This is a genomic window from Ruegeria sp. HU-ET01832 (assembly GCF_040371315.1).
Taxonomy (GTDB): domain Bacteria; phylum Pseudomonadota; class Alphaproteobacteria; order Rhodobacterales; family Rhodobacteraceae; genus Ruegeria; species Ruegeria lacuscaerulensis_A.
Genome location: NZ_BAABWL010000001.1, coordinates 485,628 through 509,510, shown reverse-complemented (window position 1 = coordinate 509,510; position 23,883 = coordinate 485,628). Strand labels below are relative to the sequence as shown.

At 57.5% G+C, this 23,883-nt stretch carries 20 protein-coding genes; 11 read left to right on the top strand and 9 right to left on the bottom strand.

The annotated features are described in order from the left end of the window. Window positions 1-21: 21 nt before the first annotated feature. The 5 genes from ABWV79_RS02540 to ABWV79_RS02520 all read right to left on the bottom strand — a co-directional run bounded on the left by ABWV79_RS02540 (window position 22) and on the right by ABWV79_RS02520 (window position 4,275). Window positions 22-831, bottom strand: a complete 810-nt coding sequence (locus tag ABWV79_RS02540; RefSeq protein WP_353390300.1) for a M90 family metallopeptidase — start codon at window positions 829-831, stop codon at window positions 22-24. A gap of 89 nt (window positions 832-920) precedes the next feature. Beyond that, entirely contained in the window at window positions 921-1,421 is a 501-nt protein-coding gene (locus tag ABWV79_RS02535) for a bactofilin family protein (protein WP_170354502.1), read from the bottom strand. Next, the gene (locus tag ABWV79_RS02530) at window positions 1,411-2,733 is read right to left on the bottom strand and encodes a DUF5930 domain-containing protein (RefSeq protein WP_170354501.1); all 1,323 of its coding nucleotides are present in this window, start codon (window positions 2,731-2,733) and stop codon (window positions 1,411-1,413) included. The genes ABWV79_RS02535 and ABWV79_RS02530 overlap by 11 nt, the downstream gene beginning before the upstream one ends. Before the next feature lie 181 nt (window positions 2,734-2,914). Beyond that, complete coding sequence (locus ABWV79_RS02525; RefSeq protein ID WP_353390788.1) at window positions 2,915-3,730, bottom strand: ferritin-like domain-containing protein; 816 nt, start codon at window positions 3,728-3,730, stop codon at window positions 2,915-2,917. Between the two features lie 83 nt (window positions 3,731-3,813). Further along, window positions 3,814-4,275, bottom strand: a complete 462-nt coding sequence (locus ABWV79_RS02520) for a peroxiredoxin (RefSeq protein WP_170354500.1) — start codon at window positions 4,273-4,275, stop codon at window positions 3,814-3,816. A 68-nt stretch (window positions 4,276-4,343) separates the two neighbouring features. On the opposite strand from ABWV79_RS02520, the gene ABWV79_RS02515 reads away from it, so the two are divergent. From ABWV79_RS02515 to ABWV79_RS02500, 4 genes are all read left to right on the top strand, one after another. After that, window positions 4,344-7,733, top strand: coding sequence for a YhdP family protein (locus ABWV79_RS02515; protein WP_353390299.1), 3,390 nt, complete (start codon window positions 4,344-4,346; stop codon window positions 7,731-7,733). 44 nt (window positions 7,734-7,777) lie between these two features. Next, the gene (gene queA / locus ABWV79_RS02510) at window positions 7,778-8,827 is read left to right on the top strand and encodes a tRNA preQ1(34) S-adenosylmethionine ribosyltransferase-isomerase QueA (RefSeq protein WP_353390298.1); all 1,050 of its coding nucleotides are present in this window, start codon (window positions 7,778-7,780) and stop codon (window positions 8,825-8,827) included. A 109-nt stretch (window positions 8,828-8,936) separates the two neighbouring features. After that, a complete protein-coding gene (locus tag ABWV79_RS02505; RefSeq protein WP_170354497.1) occupies window positions 8,937-10,220 on the top strand; it encodes an MFS transporter in 1,284 nt (427 codons plus the stop codon). Window positions 10,221-10,329: 109 nt separating this feature from the next. Then, window positions 10,330-10,905 carry a DUF924 family protein gene (locus tag ABWV79_RS02500; RefSeq protein ID WP_353390297.1) on the top strand — a complete coding sequence of 192 codons (576 nt, stop codon included), beginning with the start codon at window positions 10,330-10,332 and terminating at the stop codon, window positions 10,903-10,905. Here the strand turns inward: ABWV79_RS02500 and ABWV79_RS02495 are convergent. Next, window positions 10,902-11,336: a hypothetical protein gene (locus ABWV79_RS02495; RefSeq protein ID WP_353390296.1), complete on the bottom strand. Its 435-nt coding sequence runs from the start codon at window positions 11,334-11,336 to the stop codon at window positions 10,902-10,904. The two genes, ABWV79_RS02500 and ABWV79_RS02495, sit on opposite strands and share 4 nt — an antisense overlap. A gap of 216 nt (window positions 11,337-11,552) precedes the next feature. On the opposite strand from ABWV79_RS02495, the gene lpdA reads away from it, so the two are divergent. Beyond that, window positions 11,553-12,947 (top strand): dihydrolipoyl dehydrogenase, encoded by a 1,395-nt coding sequence (gene lpdA, locus ABWV79_RS02490; protein WP_353390295.1) that lies wholly within the window; start codon window positions 11,553-11,555, stop codon window positions 12,945-12,947. Between the two features lie 137 nt (window positions 12,948-13,084). On the opposite strand, the gene ABWV79_RS02485 is transcribed toward lpdA, so the two are convergent. Beyond that, window positions 13,085-14,470: a dipeptidase gene (locus tag ABWV79_RS02485; protein ID WP_353390294.1), complete on the bottom strand. Its 1,386-nt coding sequence runs from the start codon at window positions 14,468-14,470 to the stop codon at window positions 13,085-13,087. A 311-nt stretch (window positions 14,471-14,781) separates the two neighbouring features. On the opposite strand from ABWV79_RS02485, the gene hemA reads away from it, so the two are divergent. From hemA to ABWV79_RS02465, 4 genes are all read left to right on the top strand, one after another. Beyond that, the gene (gene hemA / locus ABWV79_RS02480) at window positions 14,782-16,005 is read left to right on the top strand and encodes a 5-aminolevulinate synthase (protein ID WP_209194367.1); all 1,224 of its coding nucleotides are present in this window, start codon (window positions 14,782-14,784) and stop codon (window positions 16,003-16,005) included. A 127-nt stretch (window positions 16,006-16,132) separates the two neighbouring features. Then, window positions 16,133-17,347, top strand: coding sequence for a helix-turn-helix domain-containing protein (locus tag ABWV79_RS02475; protein WP_353390293.1), 1,215 nt, complete (start codon window positions 16,133-16,135; stop codon window positions 17,345-17,347). Window positions 17,348-17,418: 71 nt separating this feature from the next. Then, window positions 17,419-18,540: a flavodoxin-dependent (E)-4-hydroxy-3-methylbut-2-enyl-diphosphate synthase gene (ispG, locus tag ABWV79_RS02470; RefSeq protein ID WP_353390292.1), complete on the top strand. Its 1,122-nt coding sequence runs from the start codon at window positions 17,419-17,421 to the stop codon at window positions 18,538-18,540. Window positions 18,541-18,628: 88 nt separating this feature from the next. After that, window positions 18,629-19,198 carry a hypothetical protein gene (locus ABWV79_RS02465; RefSeq protein WP_353390291.1) on the top strand — a complete coding sequence of 190 codons (570 nt, stop codon included), beginning with the start codon at window positions 18,629-18,631 and terminating at the stop codon, window positions 19,196-19,198. A gap of 34 nt (window positions 19,199-19,232) precedes the next feature. Here the strand turns inward: ABWV79_RS02465 and ABWV79_RS02460 are convergent, their stop codons facing one another. Both ABWV79_RS02460 and ABWV79_RS02455 read right to left on the bottom strand, forming a co-directional pair. Then, window positions 19,233-19,991, bottom strand: coding sequence for a DsbA family protein (locus ABWV79_RS02460; RefSeq protein WP_353390289.1), 759 nt, complete (start codon window positions 19,989-19,991; stop codon window positions 19,233-19,235). Continuing rightward, entirely contained in the window at window positions 19,988-21,370 is a 1,383-nt protein-coding gene (locus ABWV79_RS02455; RefSeq protein WP_353390287.1) for a M48 family metalloprotease, read from the bottom strand. Before ABWV79_RS02455 ends, ABWV79_RS02460 begins: the two co-directional genes overlap by 4 nt. Here ABWV79_RS02455 and ABWV79_RS02450 point away from each other — a divergent pair. Together ABWV79_RS02450 and ABWV79_RS02445 are read left to right on the top strand one after the other, a co-directional pair. Next, window positions 21,369-22,532 (top strand): pyridoxal phosphate-dependent aminotransferase, encoded by a 1,164-nt coding sequence (locus ABWV79_RS02450; protein ID WP_170354487.1) that lies wholly within the window; start codon window positions 21,369-21,371, stop codon window positions 22,530-22,532. The genes ABWV79_RS02455 and ABWV79_RS02450 overlap by 2 nt on opposite strands. 66 nt (window positions 22,533-22,598) lie before the next feature. Beyond that, window positions 22,599-23,819 (top strand): N-acetylmuramoyl-L-alanine amidase, encoded by a 1,221-nt coding sequence (locus ABWV79_RS02445; protein WP_353390284.1) that lies wholly within the window; start codon window positions 22,599-22,601, stop codon window positions 23,817-23,819. The last annotated feature ends 64 nt before the right edge of the window (window positions 23,820-23,883 follow it).

The window sequence follows — 23,883 nt, the reverse complement described above, 5'->3', positions numbered from 1 at the left end:
AATTTTTGTGAAACTGTACTGTCAGGCCCAGCTTGCAGGGTCCAGTTGGAATAATTTGGCCAGTTGTTCGTAGACCTCGGGTGCCTCGGACTTGAGCGCGACGGGCCGCTCAAAGAAAACTTCGACCGAGACTGCAAAGAACTCCTCATGCCCGGTAGCGCCATAGGGGTCGATAACGGTGTGTCGACCATGTTCGACGGCGCTGACATGCGCGTCGTAGGCGGTCAGGAACACCCGTTCCCATTCTGCAAAGCTCTGACCGTTGCTGAGGATTGGCACTCCGTTTGTGCCCCCCGAGAGGTCGTCGACCTGATGCGCGAACTCGTGCAACACGACATTCTGCCCGTCGCGATCATTCAGCGCGCCTTGCTGGCTGTGCGTCCAAGACAGGATCACCGGGCCGCGATCCCAACTTTCGCCCGTGCGCACGATCTCTTTCTCGCTGATAACGTAGCCATCCTGCCTGCGCTGACGCGACTTGAATGCAGTGGGGTAGATCAGAATAGTCGTCAGATTATTGTACCAGATATCTCGATTGACCAGTAACAGACTGGCCTGGGCGGCAATGGCCAGTTCCATCTCTTCGGTGACGTCCAACCCGTCACAACCAAAAAAGCGGACCTGGTCTAGGAATAGATTGACCTTGCCGTCCAGCTTGGCCCTCAGTTCTTTTGGTAGGCGGCGTATCAGAGGCACCTGAGCGTCGATCACACGACGCTGATGATCGGACAGCGGGGCGGCCAGCAGCGCATTGCGCGCCTGAGTCTTGGACCAATGACGATAGGCAAAAAAGCCGATGACCAACAGCAGAACCGAGAAAAAAATCAGCATTCGCAAAGACTACTATGCGCAGCCGGGGCTTGAAACCAAAAACGCCGCAGGTTTCCCCGCGGCGTTCAAAGAATAAGGCAGAGCCTGCTTTACTGTTTGACCTCTGCAGCCGGGTTTGCACCACCCTTGGCACTGCGGCCGGGGTTCAGCGGGTCGTCCTGACGCTGAACCGAACCTTCGAAATGCGCGCCGCTTTCGATCGCGATGGTCTTGTGGATGATGTCGCCTTCGACACGTGCGGTCGAGGTCAGGCGGACTTTCAGACCGCGCACGCGGCCTACGATGCGGCCGTTGATCACGACATCATCTGCGGTGACCTCACCCTTGATGGTCGCAGTTTCACCGATGGTCAGCAGATGGGCGCGAATGTCACCTTCGACAGTGCCTTCCACCTGAATATCGCCGGATGTTTTCAGGTTGCCGGTGATGTGCAGATCTGACGACAGAACCGATGCCGGGGGCTTGGGCTTGGGCGCAGTGCTGGCCTTGGCTTCTGACGGCGCAGGCGCGGCAGGCGTCGCGGGGGCAGCCGGTTTTGCGGCCTCTGTGTCTTTGGTTCCGGGCTCGTTGATTTTGCTCTTAGAAAACATTTCTCGCAGCCTTGATGTAAGTCATTGGGTTAACAGGTTTTCCATTCACGCGTACCTCGTAATGAAGATGCGTGCCGGTCGACCGTCCGGTGCTACCCATATCAGCAATATGATCCCCGCGCGAGACCCTTTGACCAACCTTTACGCGTATCTTGGTGTTATGAGCATAAAGTGTCTCAATTCCAAAGGCATGCTTAATTTTTACCAATCGCCCGAACCCTGACTGCCAGCCAGCATGGGTGACCACACCATCGGCGGTCGCGAAGATATCCGTTCCATGCGCACCAGCGAAATCGGCACCGTTGTGCATGCGCCGGCCACCGGTCTTGGGGTCCCGGCGGGTGCCGAAGCCACTGGTATAACGCACGACCGCGTTCACAGGGCTTGCAAACGGCGCCTTTTCGGCGGCAATGCGATAGAGGTTCAGCTGGTCCATCTGCTGCAGCAGAGTATTTGCGCGGACTTCGTCGGGGGTCAGTTCCTCGCCGCGCGTGCTGAAGGATATGGGGGTTAGGGGGCCGCCCATGCCGCTGTACCCGCGCCGTACTTCTTCAATGATACGGTCTGTGGGCATTCCTGCTTGACGGAACATCTTGTCGAGCGGCTCGACCGAGATAACCATCGCCTCTTCCAGCTGACGGAAAATTTCGTCGCTTCGTTCCTGCATGAGCCGGATTTCCAGCTCAAGGTCATCACGTTGTTCAAGCGCGTCCTTGGCGTCGGCTGCGATCTGGTCCCGTTCCAAGGCCGTGCGGGCCAAAGCCTGGGTCATGAAATCCATCTGAGCCGGGTTGCTCACGTTTGCCATGTAAGCGTCCGCGCCATCCTCCTGCTTGAGACTGGCCAACTCTAGACGCGCGTCTTCGCGTTGCTTCATCGTCGCACGCAGAGTGGTTTGAATGACTTCAATGCCCGTTTCCAACTCGCGGCGGCGGTTTTCCGACGCCAGAAGCTCGGATTGCATCGTCGAAATTTGTTCAAGCGCCGTGTTGAAACGGTCCTGCGCCATTAGCGCCTCAGAGGCACGCATATCCCGCTCGGCTGAAAGTACGTTCAGACGCTCCTGATAGGTTGCTTGATCCCGCTTGGCTTGCTCGCGGAAATTACCTGATCCAATGCTGTCCATCAGCAGGATTGCGGTTGCGACGGCAGTCCAGCCAACGAAGACGGCGACGCCCGCAACGGCAATCACCTGCGTCTCGGAACTGAGCCGGATAAACCGCGTATCATTATCAGATTTCAGAAAAACCCGGCGTTCCGGAAAGTGCCGCTCGAGCAGTGAGTGTAGTTTGATTGCCAGACGTGTTCGCACGCGTCTTCCCTCTGTCCATCCCCAAATTCGGGACCGGTTGTGAGTGATCTCCGTCCCTTGAGGCAACTGCATAGAGGGGACATGTGATTTGGGCAAGTTTGTTAACCAGTTCACACATGAAACCGGTTTTTTCCCGCCAGTTTTAGGCGGGAAGTTGCCGATAACGTCAACTTGCGCATGTTTAATGGGCTTGACCTGGCGCAGGCAGGTCTTCGGTCAGCGGCCAGTAAAAGTCGGGTGGCAAACCGGCTTCAGCGCGTTTTTCATCGTTGAACGGAGGTTTAAGGACCCCGTGGAAATAGCGCCGTACAAGCTCATGAAACACATCCTTGGGATCTGCATTCTCTCTTCCGCACAAAAAGTGGAACCATTTTGATCCATAGGCGACATGTCCCACCTCTTCGGCATAGATGACCTCAAGCGCGGCGATGGCGTGGTCGTCCTTGGCTTTGCGGAAGATGTCGATCATGCCCGGCGTCACATCCAACCCACGCGCCTCAAGCACCATTGGAACAACCGCTAGGCGGCCCATCAAGTCCTCGGCCGTGTCTTCTGCGGCGCGCCACATGCCGGCATGGGCGGGCAGGGCACCATAGTGACTGCCCATGCGTTCAAGGCAATCGTAAACCATTTCGAAATGGCGCGATTCTTCTTCGGCGCATTTGACCCAGTCGTCATAGAACCCAATTGGCATGGGAACATGCCCGAACCGCGCAATGATGTCCCAATGCAGGTCAACCGCATTCAACTCGATATGGGCGACTGCGTGCAGCAGAGCGATCCGTCCCGCTTCGGTGCCAGGTTTGCGTTTGGGTACTTCGCGAGGAGACAGCAGTTCAGGCCGTTCCGGCCGCGCCGGTTGTAGCGGAGGCGTCGAGGTACCGACCTTGATCTCGGGTGCATCGCCTTTTCGCGCCGCGAACCATTCGGCAGCATAGCGTTTGGACAGGGCGGTCTTAGCCCGTCCATCCGCCGTGGTCAGAACTTCGGTTGCCATCTGGGTCAGTGTTTTGGGCACAGGTCCGCTCCGTTCAGGTTTGGGCGGGTCTTAAACCGGATGGCAACCGCAGGAAAGAGCCGTCAGAGCGCGCGCACCGCCTCAAGCACCTCGTCCACATGACCGGGCACTTTGACTTTGCGCCAAGCGCGGGCAATCTTGCCCTCGGCGTCGATCAGAAATGTAGACCGTTCGATCCCCATCGACTTGCGGCCATACATGTTCTTTTCGACCCAGACGCCATAGTCTTCGCAGACGGTTGATCCTTCGTCGGACAAAAGCGGTGTGGTCAGGCTGTGTTTGGCGACGAATTTGTCATGCTTGGCGACGCTGTCGCGCGAAATGCCGAAAACGTGAGCCCCGGCATCGGCAAAGGCCTGAAGTTGTTCCGAGAAACCGATGGATTCCTTGGTGCAGCCCGGCGTATCATCACGTGGATAGAAAAACAAAACGACGGCACCTCCGCGCAGGTCCGACAACGTGACCTCGCCACCGCCGTCACGGGGCAAAGTGAAATCAGGGGCGATGTCTGTAACGTCGGGCATTGGAAACTCCGTTAAAGGTTTTTATGTGCTGCTCGGGATCATAGGGCGGTACGAGCGGGTTGAAAGGCGTGGATAGCAATTTGGTGCAGCACGACGAAAAAAGTGCAGACCAGAGCCAGACACCTCGGCGTCGCAGGTCGCGCCGCCGGTTGGCCGCCTATGTGACCCTTGGCGTTACTTTGACACTGGGCGGGTTGGCTGTTGCCGGTTGGTTCTTTCTGATCGGTCACCAGCTGCACGCGCCGCAATGGATGCGCACTCAGGCTGAAAAACGGCTGGATCAGACGTTGGGCGGTTTGAAGGTCAGGTTTGGCGAGGCGACGTTTTTTGTTAATGAGCAATGGCTTCCTCGCCTCAAGTTAAGTGACGTGACGATCAGCGACGCGACCGGGCAACAGATCGCTCAGGTCGGAGATCTGCGCACGCGCCTGTCAATGCGGGGCCTCCTGCGTGGGCAAATTCGGCCCCGCCGCATCATCCTGCAGGATGCGCAGATCGCTCTGACGCGTAACAAGGACGGAGCGCTGTCGCTGACGGTCGGATCCGGTAGCTCTCCGGTGCAAGAAGCGCCGACGCTGGCCGAGTTGATTGAAGAATCGGATGACGTGTTCTTGTCACCGATTTTGTCCGGTTTGCGCTCGGTCGAGCTGCAATCGCTGACGTTGGATTATCAAGACCTGCGGCTGGGACGGGCTTGGGTGTTTGATGGCGGTCATATCAACGTAACGCGCGATGGGGACGAGATGCGCCTTGCCACCGGGTTCTCGGTTCTGACGGGACGGGACTATGCCAGTTCGATTGAGGCAAACTACACAAGCCTTCTAGGCAGCCCACAGGCGAGTTTCGGGTTTTCGATCACAGACTTACCAGCTGAAGACATAGCGGGGCAAAGCCTCGCCCTGTCGTGGTTGCAGGTTCTGAAAGCCCCGATTTCAGGATCTTTGCGCGGCAGCGTCGATGACCAGGCGTCTCTGGGCCCACTATTCGCGACACTGAACCTTGGTGCGGGCGCAGTTCAGCCGACGCCCGAGACGCGCCCTATACGGTTCGACTCGGCCCGTACATATTTCACCTATGACCCGAGCCAGCACGTACTGGACTTCAACGAAGCATCCGTGGTCTCGGATCTCGGGGCGGTTCAAGCTGAAGGCAAAGCGTTTCTGGAGGGTATCGAAAATGGTACGCTAGAGAGCCTGACCGCTCAGTTGAAACTGAACGACATCGACATCTATCCCGGTGGTCTTTTCCCGGAATCGTTGGAATCAGCCCGAGCTGAGTTGGACTTTCAGATGAAGCTCCTGCCTTTCGAATTGCGCCTGGGGCAAATGACGCTTGTCGAAGCTGGTCATACGCTGCGGGCCTCGGGGCGCTTGCTGGGTCGCCCGGACGGATGGGTGGCGGCGCTGGATGCTGATCTGGACAATATGACCGCGGACCGATTGCTGAACTATTGGCCCGAAATTCTGGCTCCTAAGCCGCGCTTGTGGGTGTCTGAGAACCTGTACGAAGGCGATTTTTCGGGCGTAGAATTCTCGCTGCGCCTGCGCCCTGAAACCAAGCCAGATATCTATTTGGGGTTCGGTTTCGATAACGCAAAGATAAGATACGCCAAAACCCTGCCGCCCATCCAGAACGCGCAAGGGCGGGTGAGTTTGTTGGAAAACCGGTTTACGGCCTCGGCGGAAAGCGGCGTTGTGATCGCCGATCAGGGTGGCGCCGTGGATGCGTCGGGGACGTCGTTTATCATCCCTGACACGACACTTAAAAAGAACTCGCCCGCGATTGTGCGGATCAAGGCCAAGGGTAAAGCCACTGCCGCGCTGTCGCTGCTTGATCTGCCGCCACTGGAGTTGCTGAGCAAAGCCGGGTTGCCAGTAGATCTTGCAGCAGGAGATGTCAGCCTGTCAGGCACGCTGTCGCTGCCGATGAAGAAGGGGCTAAAGTTCGAAGACACCGAGTTCCACTTTACCGGTGACATAGACAACGTGGAAAGCGATCGTCTGGTTCCGGGGTTCGTTGTCAGTGCCGACCGGCTGACGCTGTCCGGAGATCAGACTGCCGTCGAGATCGGAGGGTACGGCCTGTTTGGCGACGTTCCAATGCATGCAACATGGCGACAGCCCATCGGAGGGGCAGTTCCGCAACGCAGCGAACTCTCGGGCGAAATCGAGCTGTCTCCGCGTCTGATGACCGAGTTGAAGGCCGGGCTGCCGCAAGGGATGCTGACCGGAGAAGGGACGGCTGACATCACATTGGGCATCGGCGCGGGCGAGCCCATAGAACTCACCGCGACTTCTGATCTGGTGGGGGTGGGCCTGTCGATCCCCGAACTGGGTTGGAGCAAAGGCCGTCGGACCAAAGGCGCAATGACCCTCGATGCGACGTTGGGCGATCAGCTGCGGGTCAACTCGTTGAAACTGGATGCAGCAGGACTTCGCAGCACCGCGTCGATTTCGTTCCGCGAGGGTGGTGAGTTCGATAAGGTCGAATTCAGCTCGTTCGATCTGGGGAACTGGCTTGCAGTTCCGGCGGAACTGGTCAGCCGCGGCGCATCCGTGCCCGATATCCGGGTACAGGGCGGGGTGATGAATCTTGGGGCGGCCACCTTCGGAGGAAGTGGCGGCAGTGGCAGCGGAGGGGCTGGAAACGGGCCGAACCTGGATGTGGTATTGGACCGCCTGCAAGTGACAGACAGCATCGCCCTGACCGGTTTCAAAGGCGATTTCCGAACCACGGGCGGCGTCACCGGCGCTTTCACGGCACGTATCAACGGTGCTGCGCCGGTTCGGGGTACTATCACGCCCAGAGGTGCACGCAGCGCGGTCGAATTGACATCAGAAGATGCCGGTGAGGCGTTGCGATCTGCCGGGGTGATTACGCAGGCCCGCGGCGGAACCTTGACCATGACATTGGAACCAGTAGGCAACGGCAGCGACTACGACGCCAACCTGAAAATTTCGAACACCCGCATAACCGATGCTCCGGCGATGGCGGCGCTGCTGAACGCCATCAGCCTTGTCGGTTTGATCGACGAAATGGCCGGGCAAGGCATCTTTTTCTCGACTATCGAAAGTCGGATGCGCATTACGCCGACCGAGATCAAGGTCTTAAGTGGCAGCGCCGTTGGGCCCTCAATGGGGCTGTCGTTCGACGGTACGGTTGATCTGGCAAACGGGCTTCTGAATCTGCGGGGGGCGATCTCGCCGATCTACCTGGTCAACGCGATCGGCAGTGTTTTTACCAAGAAGGGGGAAGGGGTGATCGGCTTTAACTATACGCTGACCGGCCCGTTAAGTGCGCCTAAAGTGTCGGTCAATCCACTGTCCGGTCTGGCCCCTTTGTTTTTACGTAATCTGTTACGTGCACCGGCGCCGACCGTGGCAGATGGCCCGAATGCGCAACCCGTTCGACCCGACAAGCCGAAAAAGACCTTTGGGTCTCCGTCCGGCGATCGGTGAATTGGGCTGTTGCTGAATCCACTGTGGCCTTGTAAGGCGCGCGCATGAAACTGAGCGATTTTGATTTCCACCTACCTGAAGATTTGATTGCAACGCGGCCTGCGACCCCTCGGTCATCGGCGCGTCTGTTGGTTGCAAACGGTGACGTGACTTCGGATGCGCATGTTTTCGATCTGCCCGACTGGCTGCAACCCGGAGATCGCCTTGTTCTGAACGACACCCGCGTGATCCCCGCACGGTTGAGCGGCCGCCGTCATCGGGACAGTGCGCAGGGGCCGGTCTCGGCCGCGATCGAGGCGACCCTGCTGGAGCCGCAGGCGGATGGGACATGGACCGCTTTGATCAAGCCGCTGAAAAAGGTCAAACCCGGTGAGGATATCCGGTTTTCGGATGAGTTGAGCGCGACGCTGGACCGGGTCGAAGACGGGCAGGCCCACCTGCGGTTCAATCTGACGGGTGAGGATTTCGACACCGCGCTGGAGCAGGCCGGAGCGATGCCTTTGCCGCCCTATATCGCTGCCAAGCGCCCGGCAGATGAACAGGACAAGACCGACTATCAGACCATCTGGGCGCGCAATTCTGGCGCAGTCGCGGCCCCTACGGCATCGTTGCACTTCGACTCGGCGTTGATGCAGGCACTTCAAGCGCGGGGCGTGGCGATCACTCATGTTACATTGCATGTCGGGGCGGGGACTTTCCTGCCGGTCAAGGTCGAGGATGTAACAACCCACAAGATGCATGCGGAATGGGGCCGGGTCAGCGAAGCGGCCGCGCAAGAAATCCGTGACACCAAGGCTGCTGGTGGCCGGGTGATCCCGGTCGGCACAACGGCGTTACGACTGATCGAAAGCGCGGCGCGCGGTGGCGACATTCAAGCATGGGAAGGTGAGACAGACATTTTCATCTACCCAGGGTTTCAGTTCAACGTGACCGACGCGTTGATGACGAACTTTCACTTGCCGAAATCTACATTGTTGATGCTGGTATCGGCATTGATGGGGCAAGATCGGATGCGCGACATCTATGCCCATGCGATTGAACAGAAATATCGCTTCTTCTCGTATGGGGATGCGTCGCTGCTGGTCCCAAAGTGACGTAAGTGTCGGGATCACGTCATCGTAATGTCGTAGACAAACACGACGGATACCCGCTTTCATATCAAAACGAACCTAAACGTCAGGTCGGCACAATTCGGAGGCCCCAATGATTCAGGTCCTTTCCAGCGCTTGGGCGCTTCTTCTTGGGATGGGTCTTCTTATGATCGGCAACGGCCTGCAGGGGACGATCCTCGGTGTCCGTGGCGAGATCGAGGGGTTTTCGACCCTCCAGATGTCATTCGTTATGTCGGCCTATTTCGTGGGATTCCTCGGCGGATCCCGCCTTGCGCCCGAGATGATCCGGCGCGTCGGACATGTCCGCGTCTTTGCTGCGCTGGCCTCATTCATTTCGGCAGTGATGATCATGTATCCGCTGCTCACCAACGAGATTGCGTGGATTCTGGGCCGGGTGGTGATCGGGTTTTGCTTTTCTGGCGTGTATGTTACCGCCGAAAGTTGGCTGAATAACGCGGCCAACAACGAAAACCGCGGGCAAGCACTGTCGCTTTACATGATTGTGCAGATGACCGGGATCATCTCGGCGCAGGGGCTTGTTCTGATTGGTGACCCTTCTGGCTATGAGACGTTCGTGATCGCCTCGATTCTGGTTTCGGTGTCCTTTGCACCGATCCTGCTGTCGATTTCGCCGACACCGGCCTTCGATACCACCAAACCGATGACCCTGCGCGAGTTGATGGGGAAATCTCCGTTGGGATGTGTTGGGATGTTCCTTCTGGGCGGCGTGTTCTCGGCCCAGTTTGGCATGGCTTCGGTCTATGGCGCGCGGGCGGGTTTGTCGTTGGCCGAAATCTCGACCTTCGTGGCTGCGTTCTATGTCGGAGCGGTGCTGCTGCAATACCCTCTGGGGTGGTTCTCGGACCGGATGGACAGGCGATTTCTGATCATGCTGGTGGCGATTACTGGGGCTGCCGGGGCGGTCTGTGGCATGCTGTTCGGCGTGTCATTCCCGATCCTGTTGGTCTCGGCTTTTGTTATTGGCGGCATGTCTAACCCGCTCTACTCCATGCTGATCGCCCATACGAACGACTTTCTGGAGCATGAAGATATGGCAGCTGCGTCCGGAGGGCTGGTGTTCATTAACGGTATGGGCGCAATCTCGGGGCCGCTGATTACAGGTTGGTTGATGGGGGACAAAGTCTTGGGACCGCCGGGCTTTTTCCTGATCATTGCTGCGTTGCTGGCCATGACGGCTGTTTATGCGATGTACCGCATGACACAGCGCGCCGCGATTCCCGTCGACGAGACCGGTACAATGTCTCCGATCTATCCAACATCCTCGCCCGTTGCCTTCGAGGTCGCGCAGGAAGTGGCCATCGAAGCTGCCGAGGAAGCGGCCGAGGCCGAGCAGGATACGCAGAATGTTGCCTAAAACACGGAATTATTGCGCAAATGTTGCAATATGTTACTGTCACAAATCTGTAAAACGCCCTTAAATGACGTTACGTCCCTGGGGAGGCGAACATACGGAGTTAAGGGCAATGGCAGGGCCTGAAGACGTACTGAGTTTTTGGTTGGATGAAGTCGGCCCCAAGGGTTGGTATTTGCAGGATGAGGCACTGGATGCTGAAATCCGGGAAAAATTCCTGACCACGTGGGAAGCCGCGAGTGAGGGCAAGTTCTCACTTTGGCTTACCTATCCCAGCGGCGCGCTGGCCTACATCATTCTGATGGATCAATTCCCGCGCAACATGTTCCGAGGCAGCGCAAAGGCGTTTGCGTCTGATCGTGCGGCGTTGTCGGCCGCGAAATGTGCCGTCGACAAGGGTTGGGATCTTAGGATCGACGAACCCGCCAGGCAGTTCTTTTACCTGCCACTGATGCACTCTGAGAACCTGTGTGATCAGGAACGCTGCGTGCGACTGATGTGTCAAAACATCCAAGGCGATGCCAGCAATCTGTTGCACGCCCGAGCCCATCGTGAGGTGATCCGCCAATTCGGTCGTTTCCCGTATCGGAACGAGGCGCTGTCGCGCCCCATGACCGAACACGAAGCAGCCTATGTGGACATGGGTGGCTATGGGGCGACGGTGCGGGAATTGCAGGCTGCTGGTTAACTACCCGGTACGCACCCACGGATAGCGATAATTCGGTCGGCGGCAACGTCGGCCGTGGTTGTAATAGCGGTTTGTATCAGCTCATCCGGTGCTTCGGTCAGGTCTGCGATGCGTGTCTGAGCTGCTTGCATTTTAGTTTCGAGCCCGTCGAGTTTACCTAGAGCTGCTGAAATCTGTTGCGCCGTGGCGCTGTCGAAAAGGATTGCGTTGTCTCGCAGCGAGGAAAGCTCGCTGCGCAATGCCGTCAATTCTCCGCGCACGCCCTGAACCTCGTCTTTAAGCGGGGCAACAATGTGAATGTTCTCTGCGAAGGCTGTCGTTACGCCTTCAATGGTCGATGCTAGTTTCCAGCCCAAAAACAGACACAAAGCCACCAGGATCAGCGTTGCGTTCAACATAGAAAGCAACAGGTCGGAGAGTGTTCTGGCCATGATAAGTCATTCCAATTCGTCGTGAAAAATAATGGGTCGGGTTGCCCCGGTATCTATGTTCTAGCCATTGGCAACTGTGCGGTATAGGCTGAAAAATGCGCGATGAGCGCGAATTGACCCGCCGTTAGTAATGTCGCGGGCAATTTCGTTGATGCATGTCTAAATATAGTTTAATGGTGAACTAATTTCTGCATCGACCTGCGCCGAGAGGGAAACATGGCTGCAAAATCTTTTGATCTTATCGTAATTGGCGCCGGCCCTGGCGGCTATGTGGCGGCCATTCGCGCGGCGCAGCTTGGGCTGAAGGCTGCTGTGGTAGAGCGCGAGCATCTGGGCGGCATTTGCTTGAACTGGGGATGCATCCCGACGAAGGCGCTTCTGCGCTCGTCTGAGGTGTTCCATTTGATGGAGCGGGCAAAGGATTTCGGCCTCAAGGCCGAGAAGATCGGCTATGATCTGGATGCGGTGGTTAAACGATCACGCGGAGTCGCGGGCCAGTTGTCGGGTGGCATTGGCCACCTATTGAAAAAGAATAAAGTGACCGTAGTGATGGGCGAGGCGACGATCACCGCCAAGGGCAAGGTTTCGGTAAAAACCGAAAAGGGAACCGAAGAACTTACGGCCAAGAACATCGTTCTGGCCACCGGCGCCCGCGCGCGCGAGCTGCCGGGTCTTGAAGCAGATGGTGATCTAGTCTGGACTTACAAGCACGCGCTGCAACCGCCACGGATGCCGAAAAAGTTGTTGGTTATCGGTTCGGGCGCGATCGGTATCGAATTTGCCAGCTTCTACAACACGCTTGGGGCTGATACGACCGTGGTCGAGGTGATGGATCGCGTATTGCCTGTCGAGGACGCGGAAATCAGCGCCTTTGCCAAGAAAGCTTTTACCAAACAGGGCATGACCATCATGGAAAAAGCGATGGTTAAGCAGTTGGATCGCGCCAAGGGCAAGGTTACCGCGCATATCGAGGTCAAAGGTAAAGTCGAAAAACACGAGTTCGACACCGTGATCTCGGCCGTTGGAATCGTTGGTAACGTCGAAAATCTCGGGCTTGAGGCTTTGGGTGTCAAAATCGACCGAACCCACGTTGTGACGGATGAATTCTGCCGGACCGTGGTCGATGGGCTTTACGCGATCGGGGATATCGCGGGCGCGCCTTGGTTGGCGCATAAGGCAAGCCATGAGGGCGTCATGGTTGCTGAGTTGATCGCTGGCAAACGTGCGCATCCGGTCAAACCGGAAAGCATCGCGGGTTGTACTTATTGCCAGCCGCAGGTCGCCTCGGTCGGCTATACCGAAGCCAAGGCGAAAGAGCTGGGCTATGACGTCAAAGTGGGTCGCTTCCCCTTTGTCGGAAATGGCAAAGCAATCGCGTTAGGCGAACCAGAGGGGATGATCAAAACCATCTTTGACGCCAAAACCGGTGAATTGCTGGGCGCGCACATGATCGGCGCAGAAGTCACAGAGTTGATTCAGGGCTACGTGGTCGGACGTCAGTTGGAAACTACGGAAGAGGATCTGATGAACACGGTTTTCCCGCATCCAACCCTGTCGGAAATGATGCATGAAAGCGTGTTGGACGCTTATGGCAAGGTCATTCACATGTGATTGGCCGGGGTGGGGGCGCTGCCCCCGCCGCCCTTTGGGCGACTCCCCCGAGGTATTTCCGGCCAGATGAAGAGACGAGTCCTTCATTCATCTGGCCAAAAATACCTCGGAGCGCGAGGCAGAGCCTCGCTGAAAACCTAGCGCGTTAGCGCGTCCAGGATGCGGGCCCAGGACCGGATGCCTTTGTGAAAGCTTTTGACGTCGTATTTCTCATTCGGCGAGTGAATCGCGTCATCATCGTTGGCAAAGCCGACAAGCATCGAGTCCAAACCCAGTTCGGTATTGAAATATCCGACCACAGGGATCGAGCCTCCCATACCGGTGAACACGGCCTCGCGGCCCCACTCATCGGACAATGCGCCGCGGGCGGCTTCGAATTCAGGCCGCTCTAGATTCATGACCGAGGCCGGAGAGCCTTCCAGATCATTGTCCCATTCGACATTTGCGTCTGCGGACAGATGGTCTTCGACATGTTTTCGGATTTTGTTGCGCAAATCATCAGGATCCATGTCGCCAACCAGACGACAAGTAATCTTGCAGTGCGCGCGTGACGGAATCACCGTTTTTGAACCTGCGCCGTTGTATCCCCCCCACAGGCCGTTGACTTCGAGCGTTGGCCGGGCCCATTGCTGTTCGAGTGTTGAGTACCCTTTTTCACCGTGCGGTTGAGAATAGCCCACGGAGTTAAGATAGTCTTCCTCGTCAAACCCGCAGCCTTGCCACTGACGAAGTTGGTCAGCTGGAACTTCTTGGACGCCATCATAAAAGCCTTCGACAGCGACGCGGCCGGACGCGTCGTCATAGAAAGAAGCAACGATCCTTGACAGTTCGCGCAGTGGATTCAGACCGGGGCCGCCGTAATGCCCCGAGTGCAGATCGATACGCGGACCAATGATGGTGAATTCGTCCTTGAGCATCCCGCGCAGTTGCGAGGCAATCGAGGGCACTCCGCGTGACACCATCGAAGTATCGCAGACCAAAGCCAAGTCGGCTTTCAATTCGGCGGCGTTCTCGCGCAGGAAGGGCACCAGAGAAGGTGAGCCAGACTCTTCCTCGCCTTCGAAGAAAAATGTGATGCGACAGGGCAGGGTACCGTGCACCGCTTTCCACGCGCGACAAGCTTCGACAAAGGTCATCAATTGGCCCTTGTCGTCAGATGATCCGCGACCGCGGATGACAGGGCCGTTTTCTGTGTCTTCGATTGCGGGGTCAAACGGATCACGGTTCCACAGGTCTAACGGGTCCACCGGCTGCACATCATAATGCCCGTAAAAGAGAACATGAGGGGCGTCTCTGTCTTCTCCGATGTGACCAACGACCATCGGATGACCTGTGGTTTCGCGCTTTTCGGCATGAATGCCGATTGTTTTCAGATCGGCGACCAACCAATCAGCGGCCTGGCTGACCTGAGTGTCAAACGCGGGATCCGTCGAGATGGAGGGGATGCGCAACAGCTCCATCAGGCGGTCGATTGAGGTTTGCAAATCGGCGTCGATACGGTTCAGAACTGCGTCAAGCGTCATGGAGGGCTCCTGCCAATGGGATTTATGGCCGAACCCTATCAGCGCGGATGGCGCCGTCCAGCCCATATGCCGTCGAATATTGGGTAATATCGGAAACATGGCGCGCTGCCCTGCGTCGTTTCCCCACGTCCGATAGCCGTAACTTTACTTGTCGCGTCACAAGTGAAGCGATATTTGATGCAAATCAAATAAGCATTCCCGGACTCGGTTATATGGTCCGAGCACTTGGGAACACATCGGCGTCGTTCGAAAACGGGGTCGTGGAATGTGTCCGGTCAATGTGGATTGGCTGGGCTGTTAAGGAGAAACCGGTGGACTATACTGCTCAGCTCGATACTGCGATTGCCAGGCTGCACGACGAAGGACGCTACCGGACCTTCATCGACATTGAACGTCGCAATGGTCATTTCCCGCATGCGGTTCATACCCGCCCAGACGGGTCCCAGCAAAACATCACGGTATGGTGCGGCAACGACTATCTTGGCATGGGGCAAAACCCTGTTGTCCTGAACGCCATGCACGAGGCTGTGGAGTCCGCCGGTGCCGGCTCAGGCGGTACACGCAATATTTCGGGCACAACGGTTTACCACAAACAGCTTGAGGCCGAGCTGGCCGATTTGCACGGCAAGGAAGCCGCGCTGCTGTTCACGTCTGCTTATATCGCCAACGACGCGACGCTGAGCACTTTGCCCAAACTGTTCCCCGGGCTGATCATCTATTCGGATGCTTTGAACCACGCCTCGATGATCGAAGGTGTACGCCGCAATGGTGGGGCGAAACGTATTTTCCGTCACAACGACGTTGCGCATCTGCGCGAACTTCTTGAAGCCGACGATCCTGCCGCACCCAAGCTGATCGCGTTCGAATCCGTCTATTCGATGGATGGTGACTTTGGTCCAATCGAAGAGATCTGTGATCTCGCCGATGAGTTTGGCGCTCTGACATATATCGATGAGGTCCACGCGGTAGGCATGTATGGCCCTCGGGGCGGTGGCGTGACCGAGCGGGACCGTCTGGCCCACCGGATCGACATCATCAACGGCACGCTGGCAAAAGCTTTTGGCGTCATGGGCGGCTATATCGCGGCAAGCGCGAAAATGTGTGATGCAGTGCGTTCTTACGCGCCGGGTTTCATCTTTACCACGTCTCTGCCGCCAGCCGTCGCAGCGGGTGCCGCGGCGTCGGTCGCTTATCTGAAGAATGCTCCTGAACTGCGCGAGCAGCACCAGACGCAGGCCAAAATTCTCAAGCTGCGGCTCAAGGGGTTGGGCCTGCCATTGATCGACCACGGCAGTCACATTGTCCCGGTGATTGTTGGCAACCCGGTTCACACCAAGAAGCTGAGCGATATGTTGCTGGATGACTATGGCATCTATGTCCAGCCGATCAATTTCCCGACCGTTCCACGCGGAACGGAGCGCTTGCGGTTTACGCCGTCACCTGTTCACGGACCCAATGAAATGAACAGTCTGGTTCAGGCGATGGACGAACTTTGGTCACATTGTGCGCTAAATCGCGCCGAACTCGCAGGTTAACCTCACGCCAAAGTGTGCAACGTGTGTTTCACGTGTTAGGCTTAAGCTAACAAAAGAAGTGACCGAATCGTGTAGGATTGATTCGGTTCTTGCGTGAAACACGCGTAGGCAGAATGGGGCAGCAGGGATGATTGGGCGCAGATCTCAGCGCGAATCCGAAGATGAAACCGACGTCCGGCCAAAGGGCTTTGACGATTACGAGGTGAGTCTGGGTGATCGGATGCGCGGGGAACGCGCAACGATGGGCAAGTCCTTACTGGATGTCCAACGCGAGCTGCGGATCAAAGCCAACTACATTGCAGCCATAGAAGACGCTGACCCTGACGCGTTTGATACACCGGGTTTTATCGCAGGGTACGTCAGATCTTACGCGCGTTACCTGGGTATGAACCCGGATAAAACCTTTGCCACCTTTTGTGCCGAAAGCGGGTTTGAAGTTGCCCATGGCATGTCGGCCGAAGCATCGGTTGTACGCAAACCAAATGGAGGGCTGCCCGCGCGCGGTCCCATGGGACGCGATCCCTTTACCTCTCCTAACACGCCGTTTGTTCCCGGACGTGAGTCGTTTGTCAGCCAGATCGAGCCGCGTGCAATCGGGTCTTCGCTGGTTTTGCTGGCTGTAATATGTGGCATAGGATACGGTGGATGGGCGGTGCTGAACCGCATTCAGCAAGTTCAAGTTAGCCCGGTTGAGCAAGCACCTGTTGTTCTGTCCGACCTCGATCCGTTGGACGTTGCGCGCAGTGCGACACCAGACGAACAAGTGGCGGCGACCGATTTGCCAAGTGCTGAAGCTCTGGACCGGCTGTATCGTCCCCAGGCGTTGGACCTGCCGGTATTGGTGGCCCGAGACGCGCCGATTTCTACTCTGGACCCTCGCACAGTTGGAACCTTCCAGCCGCCCGAGCCGCCTCAGATTGAAGTGGCCGAGGTGCACACGGTCGAACGTCCCGCCTTGCCGCAGGTTGTTGAAAAGCTGGATACGACGCTGAAGATTGTGGCCGTGAATCCTTCGTGGATGCGCGTAACTGCTGCGGATGGCAGTATCATCTTCGAAGGCACATTAGGAACGGTAGAGCAGGGCAACACTTTTGAGGTGCCTCTGACGGAAGAACCTCCGCAACTTCGGGCCGGCGCGTCGGGTTCTGTTTACTTTTCAATGAACGGTGAACATTTCGGCCCGGTAGGCGCGCCGGGAACAGTTGCTAAAGGCGTTATTCTATCCAAGGACGCTGTTGCCGAAACCTACAGTGTTGCGGATCTGGAAGCCGAGCAGAACAGCGCGCTCAAGCGCCTTGTGGCCGAGCTTCAGGCGCAGGAACCTGTTGCTGCATCTGATTGATCTAGCCATTGCGATAGTGGGGTAAGCGAACTATCTAAAGGCGCAACCTAGTCTGTCTTGGACCTGTTCCCATGTCGCTCAATCACGTTCGTCCGTGGCGCAATATCTATCGCCGCAAATCCCGTCAGATCATGGTTGGCGATGTTGCCATCGGCGGCGATGCCCCGATTGCCGTGCAGACCATGACCAACACTCTGACAACCGACGTTGCAGCAACGGTGGCGCAAGTGCAGGCCGCAGCCGAAGCAGGGGCGGATATCGTGCGGGTTTCGGTCCCGGATGAGGCGTCTTCGAAAGCGTTGAAAGAGATTGTGCGCGAAAGCCCTGTACCGATCGTGGCCGACATCCATTTCCACTATAAACGCGGGATCGAGGCGGCTGAGGCGGGCGCCGCTTGCCTGCGGATCAATCCGGGCAATATCGGCGACGAAAAGCGCGTGCAGGAGGTGATCAAGGCCGCCCGCGACCACAATTGCTCGATCCGGATCGGGGTCAATGCGGGGTCGCTGGAGAAGCACCTGCTTGAGAAATACGGCGAGCCGTGCCCCAAGGCGATGGTCGAAAGCGGGCTCGAACATATCCGCATTCTGGAAGACAACGACTTTCACAACTTCAAGATCAGCGTGAAGGCCAGTGACGTGTTCCTGTCGGCGGCGGCCTATCAAGGTATTGCCGAGGCCACAGATGCCCCCATCCATCTGGGCATCACCGAGGCTGGGGGGCTGGTCAGCGGCACCATCAAATCCGCCATTGGGTTGGGCAATCTGCTGTGGATGGGGATCGGTGATACGATTCGCGTCAGCCTGTCCGCGGACCCGGTGGAAGAGGTCAAGGTGGGCTATGAGATCCTGAAATCTCTGGGCCTGCGCCATCGCGGTGTGAACATCATCTCATGCCCGTCCTGCGCGCGGCAGGGGTTCGACGTGATCAAGACGGTCGAGGCGTTGGAACAGCGACTGGAACACATCAAGACACCAATGAGCCTGTCGATCATCGGCTGCGTCGTGAACGGCCCCGGTGAGGCGCTGATGACCGATGTTGGCTTTACCGGCGGCGGTGCGGGCTCGGGTATGGTCTATCTGGCGGGCAAGGCCAGCCACAAGATGTCCAACGATCAGATGATCGACCACATCGTCGAGCAGGTCGAAAAGAAAGCGGCCGAACTGGACGCGGCAGCTGAGGCTGCGGAATAAAATCCAATTTCTGGTCTAGCTGTCACGTTGTGGCCTGAATCTGCAGTTTTTGTGTCGGTATAGATTTCGCAAGCCGGAGCAGTGAACATTGAAAGTTAAAACCATTTGCGCGGGGCTTATGATCACTGCTGTCGCTGCTTGTAGCACCTCTTCCAACATCTACGACGACCGACCAAGTTTTATCCATGTGCCGGTTCCACCGACCCAAGGAACCCAGCTTGGGTATTTGTCGGTGAATGTTGCGGGCTTTAACGAAAACGGGGTCACTAAACGAACCGATGTTCGTATAAGCCCAGGCGGGCAGGGAAAACCACGCGGAAAACTGACGCCCGTGATGCAGGTTGATCCGCAACTCACCTCGCGGGTGGCGCTGTCCTTGCGGGATGGGCAGGATTCTCAGGCAGCGTATGCTTTTGCGCAGCAAATCGCGCGTGCCACTTATTGTCCTTCAGGACCAATCGCCAAGAATACGGGAATACGCAAATACTCAAATCCAAAAGATCTGCAGGCGATTCTGTCAGAAAGCCAACGTCAGGGGCGCGATGTTATTCCGGCTGGTATCAAGGGTGAGGCAGTCTCGGCAACAGATTTTCGGACCAATGGCTCGCCAACATGGGTCGTGTCGATGAAGTGTAACGCGCCTTTCCCCTACGACTAACGGGTAAAGGGGCGGTTTTACCGCCCCCATGCTTTTAACCCTGTTCGGCCCGCACGGCGTCTGCGATCTGCAGCATCTGATCGGCAGTCAGGTAGCCGCGCAGCATTTCTGAGCCCAAAACGAAAGATGGCGTACCCGAAATCTGCATCCGACGCGCTAATTCACGGGTCTGATTGATCTCGTCGGTCACACGATCGCTGTCCATCGCCTCCATGATTGCATCGCTGTCCAGCCCAAGGCCATCTGACAGGCGGCGCAGGGTGACTTCGTTGGGCTCTCCGCCAAATTCCATCAAGGCGTCGTGGACTTGTTTATAGGCGTCGTCGCCAGCTACGTGTTTTGTCGCCACGGCAAAGCGGGACGAGGCGACGGACGCGTCGCCGAGGATCGGAAACTCTTTGATGACAAACCGGATGTTGCCATCCTCGGCCAGCAATTCGGCCACTTCAGGCACGGCTCGACGGCAATAGCCGCACCGATAGTCCATGAACTCGACAAGGGTGATGTCGCCGTCCGGGTTTCCGCCAACCCAGCTATAGCCGTCGTTGAACAACTCATCTGCATTGACGGCCACCAGTTCCTTGTCGGCAGCGGCTTCGGCAACGGCGTTGCGTTGTTCAAGCACGTTGATGGCTTCGATGATCACTTCGGGGTTTTCCAGAAGATATTCCCGTATCTGAGCGCCGAACTGCTCTTTCTCGGCATCGCTCATGGCGTTCAGGTCCAGCGCTTGTGCCGGACCGGTGATCAGGGAAAGACCCAGAAGGGCCGGTGCAGCATGTCTGAGGATCATTTCCGTTTCCTTTTCTTTTTTTCTGCTTGTTCCGAGGCAATCAGCACATCCTGTGCGCGTTGCCAACCAGGGGATCCCTCGGGCAATTGCCCGACGGCGCGTCTTGCGTGAATACCTGCATCTGCCAGCTGGCCTTGCAAGGCAAATCGTTCGGCGGTGACCGTAGATGCCATGCCGGTATTGCCGGTTTGTGAATAGGCAATGCCCAGATCGCGTAGTAGGCGCGCGTTCTTGAAGTCCCTTGCCCGTGCCTTTTCAAGCACTTGCAGGGCGTTCTTCGTTTCACCATGCGCCAAAAGGGCGCGACCGTATCCTGCCAGAATTAAAGGATCATTGGGCGTCATCTCGACCGCGTGGCGGTATGCCGCGACAGCTGCCTCCACTTGCCGATTTTCAAGCAGGATCTGCCCTTTCAATTCGTAGTAAAACGGATCGTCAGGACGGATAGCCAGTGCTGCGTTTATTGCAGCACGCGCGTTATTCAGGTCCCGGTTCTGGTGATAGGCGGCGGCCTCGCGCATCAGGCGAATGTCCTGAGCGGTTTCCTCTTTGGCGCGGCGCATTGTCCAGCTTGGGGATCTGAGAAAGGCGGATAGTTTGCCTTTAACACGGGCAAACCAATATTTGGCGTTCTGATCTGGAAGCGCACTATCCCCGAACGCATCCAAAAAGGTTTGGGCGGCCCGCAAGCGTTCGCGGCTTGTGGGATGCGAACGCATATAAGGGTCCTGGTTGATCTCGCTCAGCAACTCCTGCCCTGCGAATTTCTGGTGTAGGGCAACCATGCCGCTTGGTGAAATGCCAGCCCACCTGAGGTAGCTGGCAGCGCTTTGGTCGGCCGAGGATTCTTCGGCCCGCGTGTGCCCCAGAAAGCTGCGCAAGGCTGAACCTGACGTGCCCGCGGCGATACCAGCCGCAGCCTCGCCGCCGCCTGCGGCCGCGACGACCAAAGCAAGGGCTGTTCCCAATTGCGAATTGCGTTGTGCGGCCTTTAGGTTTTCAACCCGGCGCGCCAGATGGCCATTGGCGATATGCGCGGCTTCGTGGGCGATCACGGCCTGCAGCATCTCGGGGGACTCGACGTTCAGGATCAGGCCGTAGTTCAGATATATGGTATTGTAATCAATGACAAAGGCGTTGAACGTGCTGTCATTCACCACCAGAATTTGAACTCTGTTGGTGTTCAAGCCCGCAGCACGCAGCACGGGAAACGCCAACTCTCGCAGGCCATATTCGATGTCCGGGTCGCGGATCAGGCTTTGCGCGGCGGATTGAACAACTGTCGCGGCCCATGTCGCTACAAGCAGCAACAGGGCCGGGATTGACGCCAGCCTGGATACACGTTCAAAAGCCATGTCAGCAACATGGGAGATGGGCATGCGAAACTCAACCCGGTCCGAGGTCGATCCGTTTATTGTGATGGACGTGATGGAAGCCGCGCGCAAAGCGGAAGAAGCCGGGCGCACCATCATCCACATGGAGGTCGGCCAGCCTGGCACCGGCGCCCCCACGGGGGCGACAGCCGCGTTGACCCAAGCGATGAAGCATGAGCCGCTGGGCTACACTGTCGCGCTGGGTATGCCTGCGCTGCGTCAACGCATAGCTCGGATGTATGGTGAATGGTATGATGTCGACCTCAACCCTGATCGGGTAGTGGTCACGCCCGGATCGTCTGGGGGGTTTTTGCTGGCGTTCACGGCGCTTTTCGACAGCGGAGACCGGGTTGGAATCGGCGCACCTGGCTATCCGTCTTACAGGCAGATTTTGAAGGCTTTGGGGCTGGTGCCGGTCGACCTGCCCACTGCACCGGAAAATCGGCTGCAGCCAGTGCCGGCGGATTTTGCCGGGCTGGACCTGCAAGGGTTGATGGTGGCCTCTCCGGCAAATCCTACCGGGACGATGCTGGATCGCACGGCAATGGGCGCGCTTATCGAGGCGGCGCAAGGGCAGGGGGCCTCGTTCATCAGTGATGAAATTTACCACGGGCTGGAATATGAGGCCAAGGCTGTCACTGCGCTGGAGCTGGCGGATGAGTGCTATGTGATCAATTCCTTCTCAAAATATTTCTCGATGACAGGTTGGCGCGTCGGTTGGATGGTAGTGCCCGAAGATCAGGTGCGAGTGGTCGAACGGATTGCCCAGAACATGTTTATCTGTGCTCCGCATGCCAGTCAGGTGGCGGCGCTGGCCGCGATGGATTGCGACGAGGAATTGCAAGCTAATCTGGATGTATACCGCAGAAATCGCGCGTTGATGCTGGAAGGGTTGCCCAAGGCAGGGTTCACAAATATCGCGCCGCCTGACGGGGCATTCTATGTTTATGCGGATGTCTCTGAGCTGACCAATGACAGCCAAGCTTTCGCCGCCGAGATTCTGGACAAGGCCGGTGTCGCCGTGACCCCGGGGTTGGATTTTGACCCTCAGCGGGGCCACACGACTTTGAGGTTCTCGTATGCGCGGTCAACCGACGATATCGCCGAGGGCCTAAGCCGACTTGCGCGCTTCATGACCGAGCGGGGATTGTCCAAGGCCAAAGCCTAAGCCGTTCACAAGTGGGCGCAGGTCGGTTAGTCTTGTGCGCAAACGATCTTGGGAAAACTCGAGGCCATGAGCAGGATATTTTTTGCCATAGCGCTCATCTGCGCGCTTGCAGTTTCAGCCTTTGCGCATGATTTCAGCGCATTGGCCCGGATTGAACCTGCAAACAGCCATGTCCAAAATGATGGGCAGGCTGGGGTTCGGGTACAGCTTGGTCTCAGCCAGGGTGTGCCGTATCGGGTATTCACTCTGGAAAACCCCTATCGCGTCGTCCTTGATTTCAAAGAGGTCGATTGGACCGGGCTTGAGAGCGACAGCTTTCTGCAGGCGGATCGCGTGACGTCTGTGCAATTCGGGGCCTATGTGCCGGGGTGGTCTCGGATGGTACTGGAGCTTGGCGCGCCAATGGTCGTCGATACGGCGGGCCTGCGGATTGATTCCGCGTCCGGAGCCGCTGAGTTGTCTTTGCGCCTTAAGCGATCGACTGCGGAAACCTTTGCCACCAGTGCCGGCGCACCGCGACAACCGGGATGGGATCTGCCGGAAGCCGCTGATTTACCCGACGCTCACCCCAATGACGGTCCGCGTCCGCTGCGTGTCATGTTGGATCCCGGACATGGCGGTATTGATCCGGGGGCCGAGGTTCAGGGCGTGAACGAAAAGTCCCTCATGCTGACTTTTGCCCGCGAACTGCGCGAACTTTTGCTGCGTCAAGGCGGGTATGAGGTGATCCTGACGCGGACAGACGACCATTTCGTGTCGCTCGAGCGGCGCATTGCGCTTGCGCACAGGGCGGGGGCGGATGTGTTCATCTCGCTGCACGCGGATATCCTGTCAGAAGGCCGCGCACATGGGGCCGCTGTTTACACCTTGTCCCAAGACGCCTCGGATGTGGCCAGTCACAAACTGGCCGAACGGCACGATCGTGCCGACCTGATCTCGGGTGTTGATCTGAGTGGTGCGGACGATCAGGTGGCGGATGTTTTGCTGGATTTAGCGCGTCAGGAAACCCGCCCACGCACAGATGCGTTGGCGGGGGCTTTGGCCAACGGAATGGCTCAGCAAGGCGGACCGATGAACAGCCATCCAATCAGAACAGCGTCGTTTTCAGTGCTTAAGGCGGCCGATATACCTTCGGTTCTGATCGAACTGGGCTTTCTGTCCAGTCCCAGAGACCTGAAAAACATAGTAGATCCCGAATGGCGCATGGGCATGGCGCGGGGGATCCGTGACGGGCTAGAGGATTGGCGTCAGCAGGATGTGATCCGGCGGTCCCTGATTGGTCAGTGACCCTGCGGCGTAATCCGGCTAATATGGGTCATCGTGTTTTGACCCAGAGCATGCGCGCCCTTAT

What these genes read in the sequence shown, in the direction of transcription:
- ABWV79_RS02540 (WP_353390300.1), bottom strand. Translation starts at nt 831, where the DNA reads ATGCTGATTTTTTTCTCGGTTCTGCTGTTGGTCATCGGCTTTTTTGCC.
- ABWV79_RS02535 (WP_170354502.1), bottom strand. Translation starts at nt 1,421, where the DNA reads ATGTTTTCTAAGAGCAAAATCAACGAGCCCGGAACCAAAGACACAGAG.
- ABWV79_RS02525 (WP_353390788.1), bottom strand. Translation starts at nt 3,730, where the DNA reads ATGGCAACCGAAGTTCTGACCACGGCGGATGGACGGGCTAAGACCGCC.
- ABWV79_RS02520 (WP_170354500.1), bottom strand. Translation starts at nt 4,275, where the DNA reads ATGCCCGACGTTACAGACATCGCCCCTGATTTCACTTTGCCCCGTGAC.
- queA (WP_353390298.1), top strand. Translation starts at nt 7,778, where the DNA reads ATGAAACTGAGCGATTTTGATTTCCACCTACCTGAAGATTTGATTGCA.
- ABWV79_RS02505 (WP_170354497.1), top strand. Translation starts at nt 8,937, where the DNA reads ATGATTCAGGTCCTTTCCAGCGCTTGGGCGCTTCTTCTTGGGATGGGT.
- ABWV79_RS02500 (WP_353390297.1), top strand. Translation starts at nt 10,330, where the DNA reads ATGGCAGGGCCTGAAGACGTACTGAGTTTTTGGTTGGATGAAGTCGGC.
- ABWV79_RS02495 (WP_353390296.1), bottom strand. Translation starts at nt 11,336, where the DNA reads ATGGCCAGAACACTCTCCGACCTGTTGCTTTCTATGTTGAACGCAACG.
- lpdA (WP_353390295.1), top strand. Translation starts at nt 11,553, where the DNA reads ATGGCTGCAAAATCTTTTGATCTTATCGTAATTGGCGCCGGCCCTGGC.
- ABWV79_RS02485 (WP_353390294.1), bottom strand. Translation starts at nt 14,470, where the DNA reads ATGACGCTTGACGCAGTTCTGAACCGTATCGACGCCGATTTGCAAACC.
- ABWV79_RS02475 (WP_353390293.1), top strand. Translation starts at nt 16,133, where the DNA reads ATGATTGGGCGCAGATCTCAGCGCGAATCCGAAGATGAAACCGACGTC.
- ispG (WP_353390292.1), top strand. Translation starts at nt 17,419, where the DNA reads ATGTCGCTCAATCACGTTCGTCCGTGGCGCAATATCTATCGCCGCAAA.
- ABWV79_RS02460 (WP_353390289.1), bottom strand. Translation starts at nt 19,991, where the DNA reads ATGATCCTCAGACATGCTGCACCGGCCCTTCTGGGTCTTTCCCTGATC.
- ABWV79_RS02450 (WP_170354487.1), top strand. Translation starts at nt 21,369, where the DNA reads ATGCGAAACTCAACCCGGTCCGAGGTCGATCCGTTTATTGTGATGGAC.
- ABWV79_RS02455 (WP_353390287.1), bottom strand. Translation starts at nt 21,370, where the DNA reads ATGCCCATCTCCCATGTTGCTGACATGGCTTTTGAACGTGTATCCAGG.
- ABWV79_RS02445 (WP_353390284.1), top strand. Translation starts at nt 22,599, where the DNA reads ATGAGCAGGATATTTTTTGCCATAGCGCTCATCTGCGCGCTTGCAGTT.